The organism is Streptomyces sp. NPDC001348 (assembly GCF_053597535.1).
The window spans coordinates 128,764-150,283 of sequence record NZ_JBSFIK010000013.1 but is presented as its reverse complement, the minus strand read 5'-3'; the positions used below and the strand labels follow the sequence as shown (position 1 = coordinate 150,283).

Sequence of the window (21,520 nt, the reverse complement as noted above, 5' to 3'; positions counted from 1 at the left end):
CGCAGCGCCATCGACGCGCCCATGAGAGCACCCACTGGGTCACTGGCTCAAGTGGCGCCTCAAAGACTGTGCCAATGGCACAGCATCGGACCCGCCCTGACGGCCGCCAGAAGGCCAACGGACCAGGTCGCGCGGTACACGCCCACCTGGCTCCGTTGAGCCATTGGTACATTCGTAGACCATGACCGTGGACGAACTCGACACCCGGATCCTGCGGCTGCTTCTGGAGCAGCCGCGCACCAGCGTGCGCGAGTACGCCCGCATCCTCGGCGTGGCCCGCGGCACGCTCCAGGCCCGCCTGGACCGTCTGGAGCGGGACGGTGTGATCACCGGCACGGGCCCCTCGCTCTCCCCCGCCGCGCTCGGCCACCCGGTGCTGGCGTTCGTGCACATCGAGGTCACCCAGGGCCACCTGGACGACGTCGGGGACGCGCTGGCCGCCGTACCGGAGATCGTGGAGGCCTTCTCGATCACGGGTGGCGGGGATCTGCTGACCAGGGTCGTGGCGCGGGACAACGAGCATCTGGAGGACGTGATCCAGAAGCTGATCAGCCTGCCGGGTGTGGTGCGCACCCGCACGGAGGTGGCCCTGCGCGAACGCGTCCCGCACCGGCTGCTGCCGCTGGTGGAGTCGGTGGGCAGGGCCGCCCGCGGGGGTACGGCCGGCTGACCCTCACCGGTCGCGGGGGGCGGCTTCCCGGGCGAGCGCCCGGACGCCGGCACCACCACCCGGCGGCGCTCCCCGTGCGGCGGGCGGCGGTGCGTGCCAGCGTGAGCCCATGACCACACTCCAGGCACGGTCGTCCGTGCCCGTCGTCCACGAGCGACGGTGGCCCGCGCTCGGGGTGTGTCTCACCGGCGGGTTCATGACGGTGATGGACACGTCGATCGTCAACGTGGCCCTGCCGTCGATGCAGCATGGCCTGGGCGCCGCCCAGGCCGACCTGTCGTGGGTGGCTTCCGGCTACGCGCTGACGTACGGGCTGTCCCTGGTACCGGCGGGCCGGCTGGGTGATCTGCGCAGCCGCAGGGAGACCTTCCTCGTCGGGGTGGCCCTGTTCACCCTGGCGTCGGCGGCCTGCGGACTCGCCTCGGCCGCCGGGTGGCTCGTCGTCTTCCGGCTGCTCCAGGGCGCGGCGGGGGGTCTGATCGCGCCGCAGAGCTCGGGGCTGATCCAGCAGATGTTCCAGGGCGCCGAGCGGGCCCGGGCGTTCGGCATGTACGGCAGCGTCGTCGCCGTCGCGACCGCCGTCGGCCCGCTGGCGGGAGGCCTGCTGATCCAGGCGTCCGGCGGCGACGACGGCTGGCGCTGGGTGTTCTACATCAACCTGCCGATCGGCGTGGCGGTGTTCGCGGCGGCGCTGCGGCTGCTGCCCCGGACCCCTGCGCGGGAGGGCCCGCGGGAGGGTTTCGACCTGCCCGGTGTGCTGCTCCTGGGGACCGGTGCGCTGGTGCTGATGCTGCCGCTCGTACAGGAACAGCAGTGGCCCGGACGGCGCAAGTGGGCGCTGGTTCCCGTGGCCGCGGTCCTCCTGCTGGCGTTCTGGGCGTGGGAGCGGCGGCAGTTGCGGCTGCGCCGGGGGCCGCTGGTGGACCTGCGGCTGTTCAGACGGCGGTCGTTCTCGCTCGGCGCGCTGGTGAGCTTCCTGTACTTCGCCGGGTTCACCTCGGTCTTCTTCGTCTACACGCTGTTCCTGCAGAACAGCCTGGGCTACGGCGCGCTCGCGGCCGGGGCGGCGGCGACGCCGTTCGCGGTCGGTTCGGCGGCCGGTGCGCTGGCCGGGGGCCGGCTGGTCCTGCGGTACGGCCGCATGCTGGTGGTGCACGGTCTGTGCGGTGTGGCGCTGGGGCTGCTCGGTGCCGTCGCGGCCGTGCAGTTCGCGCCGGGCCGGGGGGTGGCGTGGGCGGCGGCCCTGCCCCTGCTCGTCGCCGGGATCGGGTCGGGACTGACCGTTTCCCCCAACACCACGCTCACCCTCGGCCGTGTCCCGGTCCGCCGCGCCGGGGCCGCCGGGGGCGTACTGCAGACCGGTCAGCGGATCGGCTCGGCGGCCGGGATCGCCGCCGTCGGAGCCGTGTACTTCGCCCATCTGGCCGGCCACGGTCACGTCCCCGCGGCGCTCCAGCTGGGCCTGGGTACCGCTCTGCTGTTCGTGCTGATGGCCCTGGGACTCGCGGTGGCGGATCTTCGGGAGTGATCCCGTGCGGGTCCAGGACGGCCGGCCGGTGCCCGGCCCGGGCCGCGTCCTCGGTCACGACCGGCGTCGCGGCTTCCCCCGCTTGGGGCTCTTCGCACCGGCGGAACGACTCCTCTGACTGCGGCCGCTCGTCCGGCCGGCGGCGGGCTTCTGCCGAGCGGTGGCGTCCTGGCGTTCGCGGCCCGGCCGGGTCTCGGGCTGGGCGGTGCGGCCACGCGTGCTGTTGACGGTGCGGCCGCGGACGATGCCGATGAAGTCCTCGACCAGGTCGGTGGTGGCCTCCTCCGGCCAGGACAGGGCGACGCTCGACCGGGGGGCGTCCACGACCGGCCGGTAGGTGAGGTCGCGACGGTGGTGCAGCCGGGCCAGCGACTGGGGGACGACGAGGAGACCGATGCCGGCGGCGACGAGTTCGACGGCGTCCGCCGTCGTCGCGGGGCGCTCGAAGGCGGGCTCCCCCGGAGGGCTGTCCCAGTCGAACACGTCGTCGAGGGGGTGGAGGAGCACCTCGTCGGCGAGATCCGCGAGGGACACCTCCTCGACCGCCGTGATCAGGTGGTCCTTGGGGACCACGACCACCGAGCTCTCGGTGTAGAGGGGGATCGCGCTGAAGAACGTCCGGTCCACGGGGAGCCGCAGGAAGCCGGCGTCCGCCTCGCCCGCCCGCAGTACGTCGGGGGCCTCGGCGGCCGTCACCTGGAGGAGGGTGAGCGGAGTGCCGGGCAGGCGTTCGTTCCAGATCCGCACCCATTTGGCGGGCGTCACTCCGGGGACGTACGCGAGCCGGAACGACGGTGATTCCTGCGAGCCTGTCACTCCGCCAGGGTATCGGCCGTGTGCGGACGCCCCGAACCCGGCCGATACCCTTGTCCTCATGAAGTCGCAAGCGAACACCCAGACGATGAAGCCCGCCACCGCGGCGAAGAAGCTGGGTGTGTACCTCCCCGCCACCCCCGCCGAGTTCCAGGAGGGTGTGGTCACGCGGGCCGAGCTGGGCGAGCTCCAGGCCAACCCGCCCGAGTGGCTGCGGGAACTGCGACGCACCGGCCCGCACCCCCGCCCGGTGGTCGCGGCGAAGCTGGGCGTGTCCATCGCGGGGCTCGCACGCGGTGGTGTGACCGAGGCACTCACCAGCGAGCAGATCGAGGCACTGAAGCAGGACGCCCCCGAGTGGCTGGAGAAGGAGCGCGCCACCCAGGCGGAGGTCCGCAAGGAGACGGCCCGGATCAAGAAGAGGAACGCCGAACGCGCCGAGCACTCCGAGCGCTGAGACCGGGCCGAGCACTTCGGCTCCCCGACACCGACGCCCCCGTCGCCGATCACCCGGCGGTGGGGGCGTCGTGCTGTCTGTGGACCCGGCGTGAAAGCTCACAACCATGTCTTGACATACGGATGAAGCGATCCGTAGCTTGGCCGATCATTTAGATCCGTGAAGCTCGTTCATATTCATGAATCGAGTGGCACACGAACGGAGGTGCCCATGGGGGTTCACCGACGAAGTCCCCGCCCGGCCGCCGCACTCACCGCCGTGGGTCTGCTGTTCGGGGCGGCCGCCTGCGGCTCCGGTTCCGCCGGAGCCGGGTCCGGTGATCCGAACACGCTCGAGGTGTGGACCCGGAGCGACCCGGACTCCGCCGTCACCTACGACCGGGTCTTCGCGGCGTTCACCAAGAGGACCGGCATCAAGATCGACTACCAGCCGGTGATGAACTTCGACCAGCAGCTCCAGGCGCGGGCGTCCACCAAGGACCTGCCCGACGTCATGATCAACGACACGGCTCTGATGGGCAGTTACCAGAGCCAGGGCCTGCTGAAGCCGATCGTCCCCGCCTCCGTCCCGGGCCACGGCCAGATCAGCGAACAGTCGTGGGCCTCCACCGTGGGCCGGGACGGCAAGCACTACGGCATCCCGTACTCCCGCCAGGCGATGACCCTGATGATCCGCAAGGACTGGCTGGACAAGCTCGGCCTGAAGGCACCGAAGACCTGGCAGCAGATGATCGCCGTGGCCAAAGCCTTCGCCACCCGCGACCCGGACGGGGACGGCAAGAAGGACACCTACGGCATCGTCGCGCCGGCCAGTGCGCAGAACGGCTACGCCGCCTGGTGGGGTTCGAGCTTCCTGTGGCAGGGCGGCGCGAAGATCATCGAGCCGGACGGCAAGGGCGGCTACCGCCCCGCCATGGACTCGGCGGCCGCCGTGCGCACCGTCACGTGGATGAAGGACAACCTCTTCTGCGGCGTGAAGGGTGTCGTCCAGCCCGGCGCCGTCACCGCCGTCACCGGCACCGCCACCAACTTCCAGGACGGCAACGCCGGCATGTACATGACCGGCCCGTACAACATCACCAGCTTCGACGGGCTGGTCGGCAAGAAGAAGTACGAGGTCGTGCCCGCCCCCGCGGGTCCGGCGGGCCCGGACGTGCTGGCCGAGGGCGAGAACGTCTACTTCGGCGCCAAGACCGGAAAGGCGAAGCAGGAACGGGCACTTGCCGCGTTCCTGATCTCGCCCGAGGGGCAGCGGATCGCCATGACCAGCGTCGGCGGCCACCAGCCCGTCGTCCGTATCCCCACCAACACCACGCTGGACGCGGCCAAGGTGACCGGCGACAAGCGCTGGAGCGTCGTGCAGAAGGCGTACGAGACCGCCTCCCAGCAGTTCCCCAACGCCCCCGACTTCGCCCCGATCAAGCAGGACACGGCCGACAGCCTCAACGCGCTGTTCACGTACTGCGGAAGTGACGTCCGCTCCGGCCTCAAGGAGCTGGGCGACACCCTCGCCGGTGACCTCAAGGACCAGGACCTGTTGAAATGACCGCTACCGTCACCGCGCCCGCACGGCGCAGAGGTATGGGCCGGAAGGCCGTTCTGCCCTGGCTGTTCCTCGCCCCCGGACTGCTGCTCGCCCTCGTCTTCAAGTTCCTGCCGATGGGCAAGGGCGTCTGGCTCAGCTTCTTCAAGGTACGGCCGTTCCTCGGCGACAAGTGGGTCGGCCTCGACAACTACACCCGGGTACTGACCGACCACCGCTTCCAGGACGCCATCGGCCACACACTGGTGCTCGGCATCGGGCAGTCGCTGGGCGCCATCGTCGTCGGCTTCGCCCTCGCCCTGCTTCTCGAGGGGCAGGCCCGTTCGCTGCGGATCATCCGGACCGCCGTCTTCCTGCCCGTCGTCACCGCGACCGCGGTGGTCGGCGAGCTGTGGCGGCTGATGTACTACCCGACCTCCGACGGCCTGATCAACCACGCCCTCGGCCTGCTGGGCGCCGGCCCGGTCCCGTTCCTCGACAACCCGGACACCGCCCTGTGGTCGACGATGGTCATGGGCATCTGGATGGCCGCCCCCTACAACATGGTGATCATCCTCGCCGGACTGGCCGGGGTGGACCGCACCCTGTACGAGGCCGCCGCGATGGACGGTGTCTCGCTGTGGCAGCGGCTGCGGCATGTGACCCTGCCCGCGATCCGGCCCGCCATGAGCATCGTCCTCACCCTCGCCGCCATCCGCGGGCTGCGCGTGTTCACCGAGGTCTACGTCCTCACCGGCGGCGGCCCGGCCGGCTCCACGGACGTCTGGATGACCCGCGCCTACACCCTCGGCTTCTCCCGCAACGACCTCGGCGGCGCCTCGGCGGCCTCCGTCGTCCTGCTCTGTGTGACCCTGCTGCTCACGGTCACCGTCAACTACTTCCGCAAGAGGGGAGACGTACGGTGAGTGCCCCCGCCCTCGACCCCGTCCACGCCCCGTCCGGCGAGGCCACCGCCTCCCCCGCGAAGGGACGCGGCCGGCAGCCCCGGGCCACTCCCGCCCGCTTCGACACCGCCCTCGGCTGGAGCGACCGGTCGGGCCCGGCCCGGGCCCTGCGGATCCTGCTCTGCGTGATCGCCCTGGCGGTCTTCGCCGCGCCGTTCCTGACGATCCTCTCCGGTGCTTTCAGCACCGACCCCAGCGGCTCCTCCCTGGCGTTCCTCCCCCACCACCCGACGCTGCTGAACATACGGGTGGCCGGCGAGCGCGGCATCTGGGACTACTTCACGAACTCGCTGGTCATAGCGGGCGGTGGACTGCTGCTCCAACTGGCCGTGTCGGTGCTCGCCGCCTACGCCCTGGCCCGGCACCGGTTCCGCGGGCAGGCCCTGGTGCTGACCCTGTTCATGCTGACGCTGATGCTTCCCGAGGAGGTCATCGCCATCCCGCTGTCCCTGGTCCTCGGCCATGTCCCGGTCGTCGGCGTGGACCTGAAGGGAACCGTCTGGGCGGTGATCCTGCCGCTCGGCGCCTGGGGCTTCTCGGTGATGCTGCTGACCGAGTTCATGAAGGACATCCCCACCGAGATCGAGGAGGCGGCCCGGCTCGACGGCGTCGGCGAACTGCGGATGCTGTGGCAGGTCGTCCTGCCGCTGTGCAAGCCCGCGCTCGGCGTGGCCGGCGTGCTCGGCTTCATCATGATCTGGGACCAGTACCTGCTGCCCCTGATCGCCGCCAAGGACCCCACCGACTACACGGTCACCGTCGCCCTGTCCATCCTGCGCACCGACCCGCAGGTCGGCTCCGGGGTGGTGCTGGCCGGTGCGGTCGTCGCGCTCGTCCCCAGTCTGATCGTCTATCTGCTCCTCCAGCGCTCGCTGGTCACCGGCATCGCGGCCGGCGCCACCAAGGGCTGAGCACCCCACTTGTACGAGGGAGACATGAAGTTCCAAGGAGTGCTGTTCTTCCCGGTCACGCCGTTCACCGCGGACGGCTCGCTGGACGAGGAACGCCTGGCCCGGCACATCGAGTCCGGGGTAGCCGCCGGCGCGGGCGGCGTGTTCGTCGCCTGCGGCACCGGTGAGTTCCACGCACTGTCGGCCGAGGAGATCGAACGGGCCACCCGTGTTGCGGTCACGACGACCGCCGGCCGGGTCCCGGTCCTGGCCGCCGCGGGCGGCCCGCCCCCGGTCGCCCGGGACCAGGCCGCACGCGTCGAACGAGCGGGCGCGGACGGCATCCTGCTGCTGCCGCCCTGTCTGGTGAGCGCACCGCAGCAGGGCCTGCTGCGGTATGTCGAGGAGGTCACCGCCGCCACCCGCCTGCCCGTCGTCTTCTACCAGCGCGGCACCGCCCGGCTCACCGAGTCCACGGCGGCCCGGATCGCCGCACTGCCCGGTGTGACCGGCCTCAAGGACGGCATCGGCGACATCGAGCGGATGCACCGCATCGTCCGTGCCGTGCGGGCCGTACGCGAGGACTTCCAGTTCTTCAACGGCCTGCCCACCGCGGAGATGACCGCGCCCGCCTACCGCGGCATCGGGGTCGAGCTGTACTCCTCCGCGGTGTTCGCGTTCGCGCCCGAGATCGCCCTGGCGTTCCACCGGGCCCTGGAGCAGGACCGGACGCCGCTGGTCCAGACGCTCCTCGACGAGTTCTACGGCCCGCTCGTCGAACTCCGGGACGAGGTACCCGGATACGCCGTCTCCCTGGTCAAGGCCGGAGTGGCCCTCCGCGGCCTCGACGTCGGCGGCGTGCGGGCACCCCTGCTCGACCCCACCCCCGAGCACGTCGCCCGGCTCGCCGAACTCATCGACCGTGGACTGGAGGTGGTGCGGGCATGACCGCCGAGGCGACCCGCATCCGCGAACTGATCGTCACCCCGATCGCCTTCCGGGACCCCCCGCTGCTCAACTCCAACGGTGTGCACGAGCCGCTGGCGCTGCGCATCGTCCTCCAACTGGTGCTGGAGGACGGCACGGTGGGTCTCGGCGAGTCCCCGGGCGGCGAGGCCCGTCTGGAGCGGCTGCGGACCGCCGCGAAGACCGTCGTCGGCATGGACGTCTTCGAAACGACCGCCGTCGCCGCCGCGATCGACACGGCCCTGCTGCCCACCGTACCCAGCTCCCACGAACGCGGCTGGACCACTTCGGCAGTGGAGGTGGCCTGTCTGGACGCGCAGGGCAGGCTCCTCGGACGCCCGGTCAGCGACCTGCTCGGCGGCACGGTCCGCGAGTCGGTGCCCTTCGCCGCGTACCTCTTCTACAAATGGGGCGAACATCCCGCCCTCGACGGCCGGCCCGCGGTCCGCGACGACTGGGGCGAGGCGCTCGATCCGGCCGGGATCGTCGAGCAGGCCCGGCTGATGCAGGAACGGTACGGCTTCCGCTCCTTCAAGCTCAAGGGCGGTGTCTTCCCGCCCGACGAGGAGATCGCCGCGATCAGGGCGCTCGCCGAGGCCTTCCCCGGGCAGCCGCTGCGCCTGGACCCCAACACGGCCTGGACGGTGGAGACGTCGAGGTACGTGGCCCGCGAACTCGACGGCGTCCTCGAGTACCTGGAGGACCCGACCAGGGGAATCGGTGGTATGGCGGACGTGGCGCGGGAGTCGCCTCTGCCGCTCGCCACCAACATGTGCGTGATCGCGTGGGAGCACCTCAGGCCCGCGATCGAGCAGAACGCTGTGCAGGTACTGCTCACCGACCACCACTACTGGGGCGGGCTGCGCCGCACCCGCGAACTGGCCGCCGTGTGCGAGGCGTTCGGCATCGCCCTGTCCATGCACTCCAACTCGCACCTGGGCATCAGCCTGGCCGCGATGACCCACGTCGCCGCGGCGATCCCCAACCTGGACCACTCCTGCGACACGCACTACCCGTGGAACTCGGCCGACGACGTGATCGTCCCGGGCGTGCTGGAGCTGCGCCACGGCGAGGTGAAGGTCCCCACCGGTCCGGGCCTCGGAGTGGAGCTCGACCACGACGCCCTGGACCGGCTGCACCGGCTGTACCTGGACTCCGGCGTGCGCGGCCGCGACGACACCGGGTACATGCGCCGGATCCACCCCGAGTACGAGCTGCGGCTGCCGCGCTGGTGACTCCCCCGTCCTCCCCGCTCCCAGGGCGTTGTCAGTGGCCTGCCCTAGAGTTCCCGTCACTTGATCACAGCGGTGCGGGGAGGCACGCATGGGGTGGGTGCAGGCGGGCGACTACGAGGTCGCCCTGGACGGCGGAAAGGTGGTGTGCCGCAACGCGTCGGGGCGGCGGCTGAAGTCCGTCCCCGCGAAACTCGCCGACGATCCTTCGGTGGTGGGGCTGCGGCAGCTCGCCGAGTGGCTGGAGCGGCACGAGCGCCAGTGCCTGGCCGACGTCGAGCGGTGGATGGTCCGCTCGCTCCCGGTGCCCCTCGCCGTCCTCGCCCGGGTGTGGCCGGACCCGGCCTGGCGGTCCGCCCTGCGCGACCTCGTGGTCACCGACGCGGACGGCGCGGTCGCGGGCTTCCTGCGGGACGCCGACAGCGAGCGCGGCCTCGGCCTGGTCGACCTCGACGGCGACACCGTGCGCATGACGCCCGCCCTCGTCCGCATCCCGCACCCGGTACTCCTCGAGGACCTGGAGGACCTGCGGGAGTTCGCCGTGGAACTCGGCGTGGAGCAGCGGGCCCAGCAGCTCTTCCGTGAGGTGTTCCCCCGTCCCGCCGCCGTCGACGCCGACAGCAGGCAGGTCGAGGACTACGCGGGCGGCTCGTTCAGGGAACTGCGTTTCCTGCACGGCAGAGCCACCCAGTTGGGCTACCGCGTGCGCGGCGGCAACTCCGTGTACTCCGTGCTGGAGAACGGCCGCGGTGTCGAGGCCCGGGTGTGGATCGGCGACTACGACGGCTACGAGGAGACCGAAACCGGGCCGCTGATGTGGACCGACGCCGCGGGCCGGGCGCTGAAGCTCGGTCAGGTCGGCCCGGTGGCCTGGTCGGAGGGCATGCGCATGGCGGCCGCGCTGTACGCCGGACGCGACATCGAGGACGAGGAGCGGGCGGCATGACGACGTACGACGCGACCACCGTCGCCGCGCTGCTGGACTCCGGCGCCGTCCTGCCCCCGGGCAGCACCGCCCGCGAGGACGCCGACACCCTCACCGTCCGCACCTACACCCACCCCGCCCTGGACGACCGGAGCGTGGTGCGGCTGGTGCCGGGCACCCTCGGCGAGGCGGAGGACCTGGCACTGGAGTTCCTGGGCCTCGCCCGGGAACCGGAGACCCCCGAGGTCGGCCAGGTGCGCCGGGAGACCCTGGGCTTCCCCGCCTGGGCGCTGGTCAACGACCCGGCGAACGGGCACCACGCCCTCGCCCTGGTCAAGGACATCGAGCGGCTCGCTCGCCAGGCCAAGTCCCGCCCGGGCAACGCCAAGGAGGGCTTCGAGGCGCTCGGCGGGCGGCTCGGCCGGGCCGTGCCGCACTTCCTGCCGACCTTCTACGAGCAGGCCGCCCGGGTCTTCCTGCAGCACGAGAACACCGCCTACGCCGCCGCGTTCTTCGGCAAGGCCCGCGAGGCCGAGCGGGTGCACGCGCTGACGGTCGACGAGGAGCGGCAGCGGGCGGTGTTCCTGGAGTTCGCGTTCGCCGGGGCGCTGACGGTCAAGGCGCTCAAGGAACATGTGAAGGACCTCGCGCGACGGCTCGACCCGGCCGCGGCGTGGGCGCAGTTCCGGCAGCTGACCGTGGAGCGCTGCGCGGCCGGGATGCCGCCGTACGCCTCCCTGCCGCAGGACGTCCGCGGTCTGGTCAAGGCGGCCGGGCTGCCTCGCGTCACCGAGGAGTGCGCTCTCCTCGCCGATCTGCTCGCCTCACCGGCCGCCGTGCGCGCCCCCGCTTCCTTCTGGACCGCCTACCGCGCCACCCTGCCGGTCCTCGCCGAACAGCGGCCGGCGGTCCGGGCCCGGCTGCTGGAGATCATGCCGACGGGACTCGGCCGGGAGGTCGAGGACGACGAGTTCTGGCTCACCCTGCTGGCGGAGTGCGGCGCGGACCGGCTGCTGACCGGAGAGGACGAGGAGAGCGCCGGCGCGGGAGCCGGCGTCGACGCCGCCGACTGGCTGGGCCGTTGGGCACTGCACCGCAAGCACGGCAGCGCCTGCAGCCGGCGCTCACCGGCCACCCTGGCGCTCGTCGAGCGGATGGCGCCGAGGCTGCGCGCCGCCGGGCGGCCCGTCGACCTGTTCCACGGCCGCTGGCACGCCGGTGCCGATCTCGATCTGCTGGACCTGTGCGCGGCGGAGGGCGTTCCGCTCGCCGTGCCCGGCACCGAAGTGAACGTGTACCTCGCCCTGGAGCGCTGGCTGCCCGACACCGCGCCGCCGGGCCGACGGGATCTGGTCGCCACCGCGGCGGACCCGCGCCTGCGGCGCCTGCTGCACCGGGCCGTCGGCACGCTGGGGAACGGACAGCAGGTCACCCCCGAGGTGCTGGCCGCCCTCGCCGCCCATCCCGTGCTCGGTGACGTGCTGCGCGAGTGGCTGGACGAGGCGGCCGGGGAGTTCACCCGCGCGGTGGGCCTGCCCGGCGCCCGCACCGCCCTCGACCGGCTGCGCCCCTTCCGCGCGGTCGCCCTCCAGGCCGGCCCCGACGCCGTCGCCCGGATCGCACGGCACGCGGTCGCGCCGCTGCTCGGCCGCACGCTGCGCACGGGCATCCTGGACGAGCTGGGCTGGCCCGCCCTGGAGGAGGGGCTGCGGCTGCTCGACGGCAAGCCCGGGAAGGGCGAGGACAACACGCTGACCGTGACCGAGGCCTGGCCCGCGCTGATCCTCGCCCGCAGGCACAAGGCGGTCGTCGTCGGCCCCGAGGAGATCCTGCTCGAGCACGAACTGCGGCTGCCCGACGATCTCGACCGCTGGCAGCGCCCACGGTTCCGTTACACCGACGGCGAGCTGCTGGTGATGTGGCCCCAGGACGGCAAGCAGTTCGGCTACTGGTCGGCCCGGCCGTCCGAGGTGTTCCCGCTCGCCGGCGAGCAGCTCCCCCGCTACTGGTCCGGTCATGACGTCGGCACGCCCTCGATCCCGCTGCCCGGCGGGGGCCGGGCCACCGGAGGCCGCACGCTGCACGCCGGGGACACCGTCCTGCCGGCCGGCCGTGCGGTCATCGGCGACGGCACGACGTACTGGCGGCAGGGCAGGCAGGGCAGGCGGACGGTGTGGCTCGAGTACGACCCGGCCACCGGTACCCACGGCCGCGCCTCGCTGCCCGCCTTCCTGCGGTCCGGCATCCGCGAGGACGCCTCCCTGCTGCCGGAGCACTGCGAGGTCCTGCCGCTGCAACCGGGCCTGGAGAACAGCCCGTTCGGCACCGACGGAACGGTGCTGGGCCGCTGGGTGCGCACGGCGGGAAAGGGCGCCGAGGAAGTGGCGACCGCGGGCACCCCCGACGGCCGGAGCGTCAGCCTGCCCGTCGAGCGGGGGTGGTGGCGGGTGCCGCTCGGCGCGCTGCGGCTGCCCGGCGGCGCCGAGCCCGTCGTCGCACAGGGCCACCAGACGGTGTTCCTGTACGCCGGTGAGGACACCTCCGCCGCCGGGGTACTCGGCCGGGTGACCCTGCAGGAGCAGGGCGGAGAGTACGCCGCCGGCACGCGGTTCGTGCCGCCGACCGCCTTCTGGCACGCGCTGCGGCCCCGCGACGAGCGGTCGTCGGCCCTGCTGCGCGCCCTGACGGACGAGCAGACCGCCGAGGTACTGCGCGTCACGGCCGGGGCACTGGCCGAGCGGCTGGAGCAGGTGGCCCGGGCGGGTGGCACCGGGTCGGTCGGCGCCGCCTTCACGAAGCCCGCCGTGCCGACCGCCGACGTGGTGGCCCGGCGCGCCGTGGCCCGCGCCCTGCCCGGCATCGCCGACGAACGGATCCTCATCGGCGTCGCGGCGCTCGTCCGCACGGCACTGCGGATCGCCGAGTCGGCCGCCTCCTTCGCGGCACCACCCGTACGGCGGCCGCGGCCGGACCGCCGGCGGACCGAGGGCATGTTCGCCGACTACTGCCCCGAACTCGGCGACGACCGCGCGCTGCACACGGCCTCCGCCGGACTGGCCCACCTGGGCTCGTGGTGGGGCGGGCAGCGGTGGAGCGCGCTGCGTCAGATCCGGTCCGTGAACCACGTGCTGTCCGGCAGACCGGCCGACGGCAAGCCACTGCCCGGCCGTGAGCGGCTCGCCGTGCTCGGCGACGGCTGGCACAGCGACGAGCACACGATCCCCGGCATCGGCATGGTGTGGACGAACCTGCTGTCCGTGCTGCGGCCGCTCGCCTACCGCGCCGCCTCGGCCGCCCTGCCCGACTCCGAGCGGGAGGCGCTGCTCCTGCTGTTCGAAGCGATGACCGAGGGGCCGCTCCTCACCGCTTCCGGGAACACGCTCCGCGAGATCGTCCTGAGCGAACCGCACGACAAGCAGGAGCGGGCCGGTCAGGTGCTGCGCCGCGCGGGCCGCACGGTCGTGATCCTCGGCTGCGAGAGCGTCGATGTCCACCGTGAACGCGTCAGCTGGCTGGCCCTCGACCACGATCCGGCCGGCGCGTTCGGTGCCGTCGCCCACTTCACCCTGGACCGGGAGGACCGGCACTCGCCGGAGATCTCCGCCGACCGGCTGGCCACGCTCACCCGGCTGATCCGGGACAAGGGCGCCGTGCCCTGGCGGTCGCAGGCGCCCGCCGCGCTCGCCGCCGGGACACGTGACGGGCTGGGTCCCGTGCAGGCCACCGTGCTGCTCGCCGGTCTGCCGGACCATCCCGGCGCCGAGGTGTTCGCCACGATCGGGCTGACATCGCGCCAGGTCGACTTCGGCAACCGCATGCTGGCCCCACTCGGCGTGGACGGCCGCAAGTCGCTCGTCGCCGCCCTGATGCCCGAGGACCCGGCGGACCTGTGGGTCTCGGGCCCGGACACGGAGGCCGCGGGCCGGGTGTGGGCCCAGCGCTACGGCTCGCTCGTACGCCTCGGCGAGGAGCTCGCCGCCGAGCTTCCGGTGGGTGCCGGTGCCGCCGAGGAGGTGCTCAACCCGGGCCGCACACCCTGGCTGAGCCGCACCACGGTCCTGCGGCCGGACAAGGACGGCGACCTCGTCTGGGCGGACCCGGCCGCCGTCCCCGGCCGCCACGACCTGACCGGCGCCGTCACCGTCCTGGCCGCGCTCGCCTACTGGCTGCCGTACGGGCACCCGCTCCGCTCCGCCCTGCCGGCCGGTCTGGCCGCGCTGCGCCGCCGGCTCACCGATCCCGGGCTGCTGCTCGACCTGGACGTGGCCTGGGCCGAGAAGGGAGGTTCGACCGCCGTCGAACTCCGCAAGGCGTACGGGCTGCCCGCCACCGGTGGCGCGGACGCCCACGGGCGGACCCGGGTCGGCGATGCGCTCGTGCTGCGGCCCTGGTACGGGGACAGCGAGACCGTCCTGGTCCGCCCGGCCGCGCTGACCGGCCCGGACGACGACGTCCTGCTGCTCCTCGAAGGCCTGGTCGGGCCCGCGCGCGGCGCGGGTCTGCGGGCCCTGCGGACGGTCCTCGGCGGTGAACTCGCCCTGGCGGTCGCGGCCGGCGGTGACACCGACGGGCCGGCGGGCCACGCCCAGGACCCGGCCGTCAGCGTCCCCGCGCTGGTCGCCGAGGTGGCCTCGGCGCACGGCCTGGGAGAGGACGCGGCGGCGCTCTACCTGCAGCTGCTGGCCCTGCCCGACCCGACGGACCGCAACTGCGCCCGCTGGACCGGCTGGAAGCCCGCCCGGCTGAAGAAGGCCCGCGCCGAACTGGCCGCCACCGACCTGGTCGTCGAGGCCAAGCGCCCGCGCGCCGGGCGCACCCTGTTCCTGCCGTGCGGCTGGTACGACCTGAAGTCCCCGGCGCTGCCGGTGGAGACCTGGAAGGAGGGGCTGTACCCGGTTCCCCCGCACCAGCGTGCCGTGCCGCTGCTCCCGGTGCCCGCGCTGTTCGCCCGCGCCTGGGACCGGGTGCGCACGGGCGACACCCCCGCGTACGAGGAGCTGACCACGCGGGCCACGCGCAGGGGGCGCCGCCGATGAGCACCCGTGACGAGCAGCCGATGCCCACCCTCCGTACCAGTGCCCCGAAGGACCGCCGCCGATGACCACCACCCTCGCGCCCGACACCACCCGGCAGATCGTCCCGCCCGAGGACCGCTTCGCCACCGAACTGGCCTTCCTCGCCGCGTACGACGACGGGCCGCGTCCGCCCGCCTGGCGACTCACCCCCCGTGCCGTCGTCACGTTCGTCATGGGCAGCGACGGCCGGGCGCTGCGGCTGCCCGACGGCGCGGAGGTACCGGCGGCCGTGCCACGCCGGCTGGTGGTGGAGGGCAAGTTCGTCGGCGACCGGGCGCTGGTCGAACGGTGTGTGGTCACACTTGCCGGTGAGCGCGGTCTGCTGCTCGTCGGCGAGCCGGGCACCGCCAAGTCCATGCTGTCCGAGCTGTTGTCCGCCGCCGTGTGCGGCACCAGCGGTCTGGTCGTGCAGGGCACCGCGGGCACGACCGAGGACCAGCTCAAGTACGGCTGGAACTACGCCCTGCTGCTCGCCAAGGGGCCCAGCCGGGAGGCGCTCGTGCCCTCGCCCGTGCTCGCCGCGATGCGCCGGGGCGCCCTCGCACGGGTCGAGGAGGTCACCCGCTGCCTGCCCGAAGTACAGGACTCGCTGGTGTCGTTGCTCTCCGAACGGCGTATCGCGGTCCCGGAGCTGGCGGGCACCGAGGACGCGCTGGCGCACGCCGCGCCGGGGTTCAACCTGATCGCCACCGCCAACCTGCGGGACAAGGGCGTCTCCGAGATGTCCGCCGCGCTCAAGCGGCGCTTCAACTTCGAGACCGTCGGCCCGATTCCGGACCTCGACGCGGAGACCGCGCTGGTGCGAAGCCAGGCGCGGGCCGCCGTCGAGCGGGCCGGGGCGCCGTTCCAGGTGGACGACGCCGTCCTGGAGGTCCTCGTCACCGCCTTCCGCGATCTGCGCGGGGGCCGGTCGGCGGAGGGCTGGGAGGTGGAGCGGCCCTCCACGGTGATGAGCACGGCCGAAGCGGTCTCCGTGGCGGGCGCGCTGGGACTGGCCGCGGCCTACTTCCCCGGGGACCGCGACGTGCTCGGGCTGCTGCCCGGCCACCTGCTCGGCGTGGTCCGCAAGGACGACCCGGCCGACGCGGCCCGGCTGCGCGGCTACTGGGACGGCCCCGTGCGGCGCCGCGCCGAGCAGGGGTCCGCCACCTGGCGGACGCTGTGGGACCTGCGCACCGTCCTGGAGGGCTGACGGCCGTGCCCCTCTCCCCCGACGAGGCCGTCACGGCCCTCACCGATCCGGCGGCGCCCTACCTCATCGGCGTACGGCATCACGCGCCCTCACTGGCCGCGGTCGTGCCCGCGTTGCTGGACGCGGCGAAGCCGGACGTGCTGCTCGTCGAACTCCCCGCCGAGCTGCAGGAGTGGCTGCCCTGGCTCGCCCACGCGGAGACGCTGGCCCCGGTCGCGCTCGCCGCCGCGCCCGGCGGCTCGGGCAGCGGTCCGGCGTTCTACCCCTTCGCCGACTTCTCCCCGGAACTGGTCGCCGTCCGCTGGGCGGCCCGGCACGAGGTCCCGGTCGTCGCCTGCGATCTGCCGCTGGCCGACCGGGCGTGGGGTGCGGAACCGCCTGAGCGGGGGCAGGCCGCCGGGCCGGGCCTCACCGGCGCGCTGCGGTCCCGGCTGACCGGCCGCCCCGGCGACGACCTGTGGGACCGTCTCGTCGAGGCCACCGCGCCGGGCTCGCCGCCCGAGGCGGTGCGCCGGGCCGCGCTGCTCGCGGGGTGGGCGCTGCGCGAGGACGCGGCGGGGTCGGGCGGGGTGCCCGAGGTGGACCTGCGGCGTGAGCAGTGGATGCGGAGCCGTCTGGCCGACGCGACGGCGGGCGGCGAGCGGGCGGCCGCCGTCGTCGGTGCCTTCCACGCACCGGCGTTGCTGTCCTCGCCCGAGGGTGCCGGGCGGGGCCCCGCCGTCCCGGCCGGGACCGGTGACGGCCCCGGATGGACCACCTCGCTCATCCCGTACACCTACGCGTTGCTGGACGAACGCTCCGGTTATCCCGCGGGCATCCGTGACCCGGAGTGGCAGCATCTGGTCCTCGAGGCGGCGGGTGATCCGGCCGCGTTGGAGCACGCACTGACCCGGGCGGCCGTCCGGGTGTGCGCATCGCTGCGTGCGCTCGGTCATCCGTCGGGGCCCGCCGACGCGCGGGAGATCAGCCGGCTCGCCGGAGACCTCGCGCGGCTGCGCGGCCTGCCCGCGGCGGGCCGGGGCGAGCTGGTCGAGGCGGTGCAGACGGTGCTGGCGCAGGGCGAGCCGTACGGCCGGGGACGGGCCGTCGCCCGGGCGATGGAGCAGGTGCTCGTGGGTACGCGCGGCGGACGCCCCGCCCCCGGCGCACCGCGTTGTGGCCTCGCCCCCGCCGTGGAGGCCGAGCTGTCCGCACTGGGGCTGCCCGGACCGTGGGACGGGGCGTACGGCGAGGCCCGGGACCTGCGCCTCGACCCGCTTCGCTCCGACCTGGACCGCCGGCGCGAACTCCTGCTGCGGCGGCTGGCGGTGTGCGGTGTGCCGTACGCGGAGGCGAAGGAGGTCGTCGGCGCGGGCGGCGCGGAGGCGCTCACCTCCCGCTGGGAGGTGCGCTGGACGCCCGCCGCCGCGGCCATGCTGGCCACGGCGGGGGTGCGCGGGGTCACCCCCGCCCAGGCCGCGGAGGGCCTGCTGCGTGAGCGGCGGCGCGCGGAGCGGCACGAGGGCGGGCCCACCGCCGCCCAGGCCCTGCGCGGTCTCGGGCAGGCGGCGGAGTGCGGGCTGCCGGACCTCGCGGACGAGCGGCTCGCGGACACCGCCGAGGTGCTGCCGCAGGCCGGGACGCTGCCCGAACTCCTCGCGGGGCTCGCCCTGCTGGACCGGCTGCGGTCCGGGCTCCTCGCCGGGCTCCGCGCCGACGAGGAGCGTACGGCCCGGGCCGCGGCCGTGGCCGAGGCGCTCACCGCCGCAGCGGTGCGCCAGGTGGACGGGCTCACCGGCTCGGAGGATCCCGCCGACGCCCGCGCCCTGCTGGCCCTCGCCCAGCGCGCCGACCGGCTGGGCGGCATCCGGCTCGCCGACGCCCTCGCCCGGCTGGCCGCGGACGGTTCCCCGCTGATGCGCGGTGCCGCCGGGGCCGTACGGGTGCTGCTCGGGCACGAGGACGCGGAGGCGCTCGGCGGGCGCGTGGCCTCCTGGGTGGACACCGCCTGCGATCCGGGGTCCCGGTCCGCGCTGACCGCCCGGCTCACCGGGCTGCTGACCGCCGCCGGCCAGCTCCTGGAGGCTGCGCCGCCCGCACTGGAGCCCCTGCTCGCCCGGGTGTGGGAGCTGTCCGACCAGGATTTCCTGGACCGGCTGCCCGCACTGCGGGGAGGCTTCGACACGTTGAGTCCGGCCGCCCGGGACCGGCTTCTCACCGGTGTGGAGGAGCGCCTGGACAGCAGCCATGTGGCGGACACCGGTGAGGCCGACCCGGCTGCCCTCGCCACCTGGACGCGCGCGGACCTGGCGGCCCGCGAGGTGCTGCGGACGCTGGGGCTGCTTCCGCCGCCCCATGCCGAGGAGGGGCGCGGTCCGGCTGGGGGCGCGGCGGGGACCGCCACATCCGGAGCACCGGGCGCACCGGGCGCCCCGGGCGGGGACCACCGGCTCGCCCCCGTCGACCGCTGGCGTCTGCTGCTGGGCCGCAGGCGGGACCTGCTGCCCCGGTCGGCGGGCGGCCTGGCCACCGCGCTGGACGAGTTGTACGGCAGCGGACGCGGCGAGGGCAGCCGGGGCGACCTCACCGGAGCAGGCGGGAGCGGGGGGCGGGAGGCGCCGTACCCCGGAGTGCGGGAGTGGTCGGAGGAGCTGGCGGCCTTGTTCGGACCGGGCATCCGCGAGGAAGTGCTGGCGGCAGCCGCCGCGGCGGGCCGACGGGACGTGTTCGCCGAGCTCGACCCGGACAGCGTACGGCCCTCGGTGGACCTACTGCGGAGTGTGCTGCGGCACGCGGGCGGGCTTCCCGAGGCCCGGTTGGCCGCGCTCCGGCCGTTGGTGCGGCGTCTGGTCGACGCGCTGACCCGGCAGCTGGCCACCCGGCTGCGTCCCGCACTGCACGGCACGGCCCTGCCCCGCCCCGGCCGGCGCCCGGGCGGTGGCCTCGACCTGGCCCGCACGCTGCGGGCCAACCTGGCGACCGCGCGGCGCGGACCGGACGGCACGGTCCAGGTCGTCCCCGAGCGGCCGGTCTTCCGCAGCCGTGCCCGCAGGGCCGCCGACTGGCGGCTGATCCTGGTCACCGACGTGTCGGGGTCCATGGAGGCGTCCACGGTCTGGGCCGCCCTCACGGCCTCCGTGCTGGCCGGGGTGCCCACCCTGTCCACGCACTTCCTCGCCTTCTCCACCGAAGTCATCGACCTCACCGACCATGTCGAGGACCCGCTGTCGCTGCTGCTCGAGGTCAGCGTGGGCGGCGGCACGCACATCGCGGCGGGGCTGCGGCACGCCCGCGAGCTGGTGACCGTGCCGTCCCGCACCCTCGTCGTGGTCGTCAGCGACTTCGAGGAGGGCTACCCGCTCGGCGGGCTGCTCGCCGAGGTCCGTGCCCTGGTCGGGTCCGGCTGCCGTGTCCTGGGCTGCGCGAGCCTCGACGACACGGGCCGGGCCCGGTACTCGACCGGCGTCGCGGGACAGCTCGTCGCCGCGGGGATGCCCGTCGCGGCCCTCAGCCCGCTCGAACTCGCCCGCTGGGTAGGGGAGAAGATCGCATGAACCCGGACCTGCCTCCGGTCGCCCCGTCCGTGACCGCCGAACTCGTCGAGGCGCTGTCGCCCCGGCTGCGCAAACGGCTGGACGCGGGCGTCACCAAGCTGGCCGACCGGCCGGTCGTCGTGGACGGCGACCTGGTGCGCATCGCCGTCGACGACGACACCGACCTGGAACTGCACGCGCCCGGTGGCCTGGTGGGCAGCGCGGACGCGATCCGCTGCGGATGCCTGCTCGCCCCCGCCTGCCTGCACCGCGCGGCGGCCGCTTCGGCGGCGCCGGTCGCCGAACCAGGACCGTCCGAACCCACCGAGGCGGCGCCCGACTCCCCCGCCCCGCAGGAGCCGCCCGCGGAGCCCGGGACGGCCACCGCCGACCAGTGCGCCGCCGCCCGGGCGGTGCGTGAAGCGGCGGCGGCCGTGCTGGACGCGGGCACGGACGGCGCGGGTGCGGTGCTCCAGGCGGAGTTGCTGCGGGCGGCGCACACCGCGCGGCTGGCGGGTCTGCCCCGGGCCGCCGCCTCGGCGGTCTCCGTGGTCACGGCGGTGCGCGCGGCGCGCGCTGCGGATCCGGCGTACCGTCTGGCCGACCTCGTGACCGCCCTGGGCGAGACGCTGTCCGTGGCGCACCGGCTGCCCTCCGCCACCGGCCCGGAACTCGCGGCCCTGCGCGGCACCGTGCGGCAGCCGTACACACCCGACGGATCACTGCGCCTGTACGGCCTGTTCTCCGAACCCGTCCTCACGGCGACCGGCTACGCGGGCGCCGTCACCTGGACCGCCGACGCCGACGGCCGGCTGCACACCGTCTCCGACGTCGCCCCGGGCGGCGCCGGGCGGGCCGTGGGCGCGGCGGACCGTGCGGTGCGCATCGGTGACACGGCCCTGACCCACCGCGAGTTGTCGCGGGCCGGGCTGGCGGTGTCCGGTGCCACGGTGTCGCCGACGGGACGACTGGGTGCGGGGGCGGGGGTACGGGCCGTCCGCGCGTCCGGCGCCGACTGGAGCGGCGGGCCCCTCGACCGGCTGTGGGCCGTACCCGCCGGCGACCAGGTGCGGCGGGCCCTGGAGGGCGGCCACGGTCTGCTGTTCCTCGATGTCACCCTCGCCGGCACGGTCCGCGAGGCGGCGGGCGACTGTCTGCTGGCCGACTGCGAAGGACGGCTGCTCCGGCTGGCCGCCGCCCACGACCACCCCGCGCTCCCCGACCGCGACAACCTCCGTCTCCTGGCCGCCGCCCGGGGCAGCCGGCTGCGGATCGTCGCCCGCCTCGTCCCGGCCGCGCAGCCCCGTGCCCTGCTGCTCGCCACGGAACACCCCACTGCTGCGGGGACGCGTGTGGACCTCGGTCTCGACCGCCTCCAGCACGCCGACCTGCCGACCGGGGCACCCCCGGCGGCCGGCCTCCCCGCGCCCGCCCCGGGCGAAGCCCCGCTGCACCTGCTGCGCCGCCGCTTCCACCAGGCCGCCTCGGGAGGCCGGCGTGTGCTGGCGTTCCCCGGGGAGGGCGGCGGTGACGGCCGCCGGTTGCGCGACCACGGCCTGGCGACGGCGCGCGACCTCCTCGACGAGCTCCGGTCCGCCGCCGCGGACCGCGGTCGCGATGCCTTCGGCCGCCTGCTGGCGGCCGACACGGACCGTTTCGCCCGCGCCTGGCTCGCCGCCGCGCTCTACACCGAGGAGGTGGACCGCGCGTTGTGCGCCGCGGCGTGGGGTGCGTGAGGTCGCCCGGGAACCACGTACGGTACGGGCCGCCGCTC

General features: G+C 74.4%; 14 protein-coding genes. 13 read left to right on the top strand and 1 reads right to left on the bottom strand.

The window, feature by feature from the left end:
• Nucleotides 1-181: 181 nt before the first annotated feature.
• Complete coding sequence (locus tag ACWC21_RS16520; protein WP_450882298.1) at nt 182-670, top strand: Lrp/AsnC family transcriptional regulator; 489 nt, start codon at nt 182-184, stop codon at nt 668-670.
• Between the two features lie 109 nt (nt 671-779).
• Nucleotides 780-2,198, top strand: coding sequence for a DHA2 family efflux MFS transporter permease subunit (locus tag ACWC21_RS16515; protein WP_450882296.1), 1,419 nt, complete (start codon nt 780-782; stop codon nt 2,196-2,198).
• A gap of 54 nt (nt 2,199-2,252) precedes the next feature.
• On the opposite strand, the gene ACWC21_RS16510 is transcribed toward ACWC21_RS16515, so the two are convergent.
• Entirely contained in the window at nt 2,253-3,014 is a 762-nt protein-coding gene (locus tag ACWC21_RS16510; RefSeq protein WP_450882294.1) for a LysR family substrate-binding domain-containing protein, read from the bottom strand.
• A 58-nt stretch (nt 3,015-3,072) separates the two neighbouring features.
• On the opposite strand from ACWC21_RS16510, the gene ACWC21_RS16505 reads away from it, so the two are divergent.
• From ACWC21_RS16505 to ACWC21_RS16455, 11 genes are all read left to right on the top strand, one after another.
• A complete protein-coding gene (locus ACWC21_RS16505; protein ID WP_450882292.1) occupies nt 3,073-3,468 on the top strand; it encodes a DUF5997 family protein in 396 nt (131 codons plus the stop codon).
• A gap of 210 nt (nt 3,469-3,678) precedes the next feature.
• Nucleotides 3,679-5,013 (top strand): ABC transporter substrate-binding protein, encoded by a 1,335-nt coding sequence (locus tag ACWC21_RS16500; RefSeq protein WP_450882290.1) that lies wholly within the window; start codon nt 3,679-3,681, stop codon nt 5,011-5,013.
• Nucleotides 5,010-5,915: a carbohydrate ABC transporter permease gene (locus ACWC21_RS16495; protein ID WP_450882288.1), complete on the top strand. Its 906-nt coding sequence runs from the start codon at nt 5,010-5,012 to the stop codon at nt 5,913-5,915. Before ACWC21_RS16500 ends, ACWC21_RS16495 begins: the two co-directional genes overlap by 4 nt.
• Nucleotides 5,912-6,865, top strand: a complete 954-nt coding sequence (locus ACWC21_RS16490) for a carbohydrate ABC transporter permease (RefSeq protein WP_450882286.1) — start codon at nt 5,912-5,914, stop codon at nt 6,863-6,865. The genes ACWC21_RS16495 and ACWC21_RS16490 overlap by 4 nt, the downstream gene beginning before the upstream one ends.
• A gap of 24 nt (nt 6,866-6,889) precedes the next feature.
• Nucleotides 6,890-7,792, top strand: a complete 903-nt coding sequence (locus ACWC21_RS16485; RefSeq protein WP_450882284.1) for a 5-dehydro-4-deoxyglucarate dehydratase — start codon at nt 6,890-6,892, stop codon at nt 7,790-7,792.
• On the top strand, nt 7,789-9,045 hold the full coding sequence (locus tag ACWC21_RS16480) for a glucarate dehydratase family protein (protein ID WP_450882283.1): 1,257 nt from the start codon (nt 7,789-7,791) through the stop codon (nt 9,043-9,045). Before ACWC21_RS16485 ends, ACWC21_RS16480 begins: the two co-directional genes overlap by 4 nt.
• 88 nt (nt 9,046-9,133) lie before the next feature.
• The gene (locus ACWC21_RS16475) at nt 9,134-9,988 is read left to right on the top strand and encodes a DUF4132 domain-containing protein (protein ID WP_450882281.1); all 855 of its coding nucleotides are present in this window, start codon (nt 9,134-9,136) and stop codon (nt 9,986-9,988) included.
• Entirely contained in the window at nt 9,985-15,003 is a 5,019-nt protein-coding gene (locus ACWC21_RS16470; protein WP_450882279.1) for a hypothetical protein, read from the top strand. Before ACWC21_RS16475 ends, ACWC21_RS16470 begins: the two co-directional genes overlap by 4 nt.
• Nucleotides 15,004-15,064: 61 nt before the next feature.
• Complete coding sequence (locus ACWC21_RS16465; protein ID WP_450882277.1) at nt 15,065-16,234, top strand: AAA family ATPase; 1,170 nt, start codon at nt 15,065-15,067, stop codon at nt 16,232-16,234.
• 5 nt (nt 16,235-16,239) lie between these two features.
• Complete coding sequence (locus ACWC21_RS16460; protein WP_450882275.1) at nt 16,240-19,767, top strand: vWA domain-containing protein; 3,528 nt, start codon at nt 16,240-16,242, stop codon at nt 19,765-19,767.
• Nucleotides 19,764-21,482: a hypothetical protein gene (locus ACWC21_RS16455; protein WP_450882273.1), complete on the top strand. Its 1,719-nt coding sequence runs from the start codon at nt 19,764-19,766 to the stop codon at nt 21,480-21,482. Before ACWC21_RS16460 ends, ACWC21_RS16455 begins: the two co-directional genes overlap by 4 nt.
• Nucleotides 21,483-21,520 lie beyond the last annotated feature (38 nt).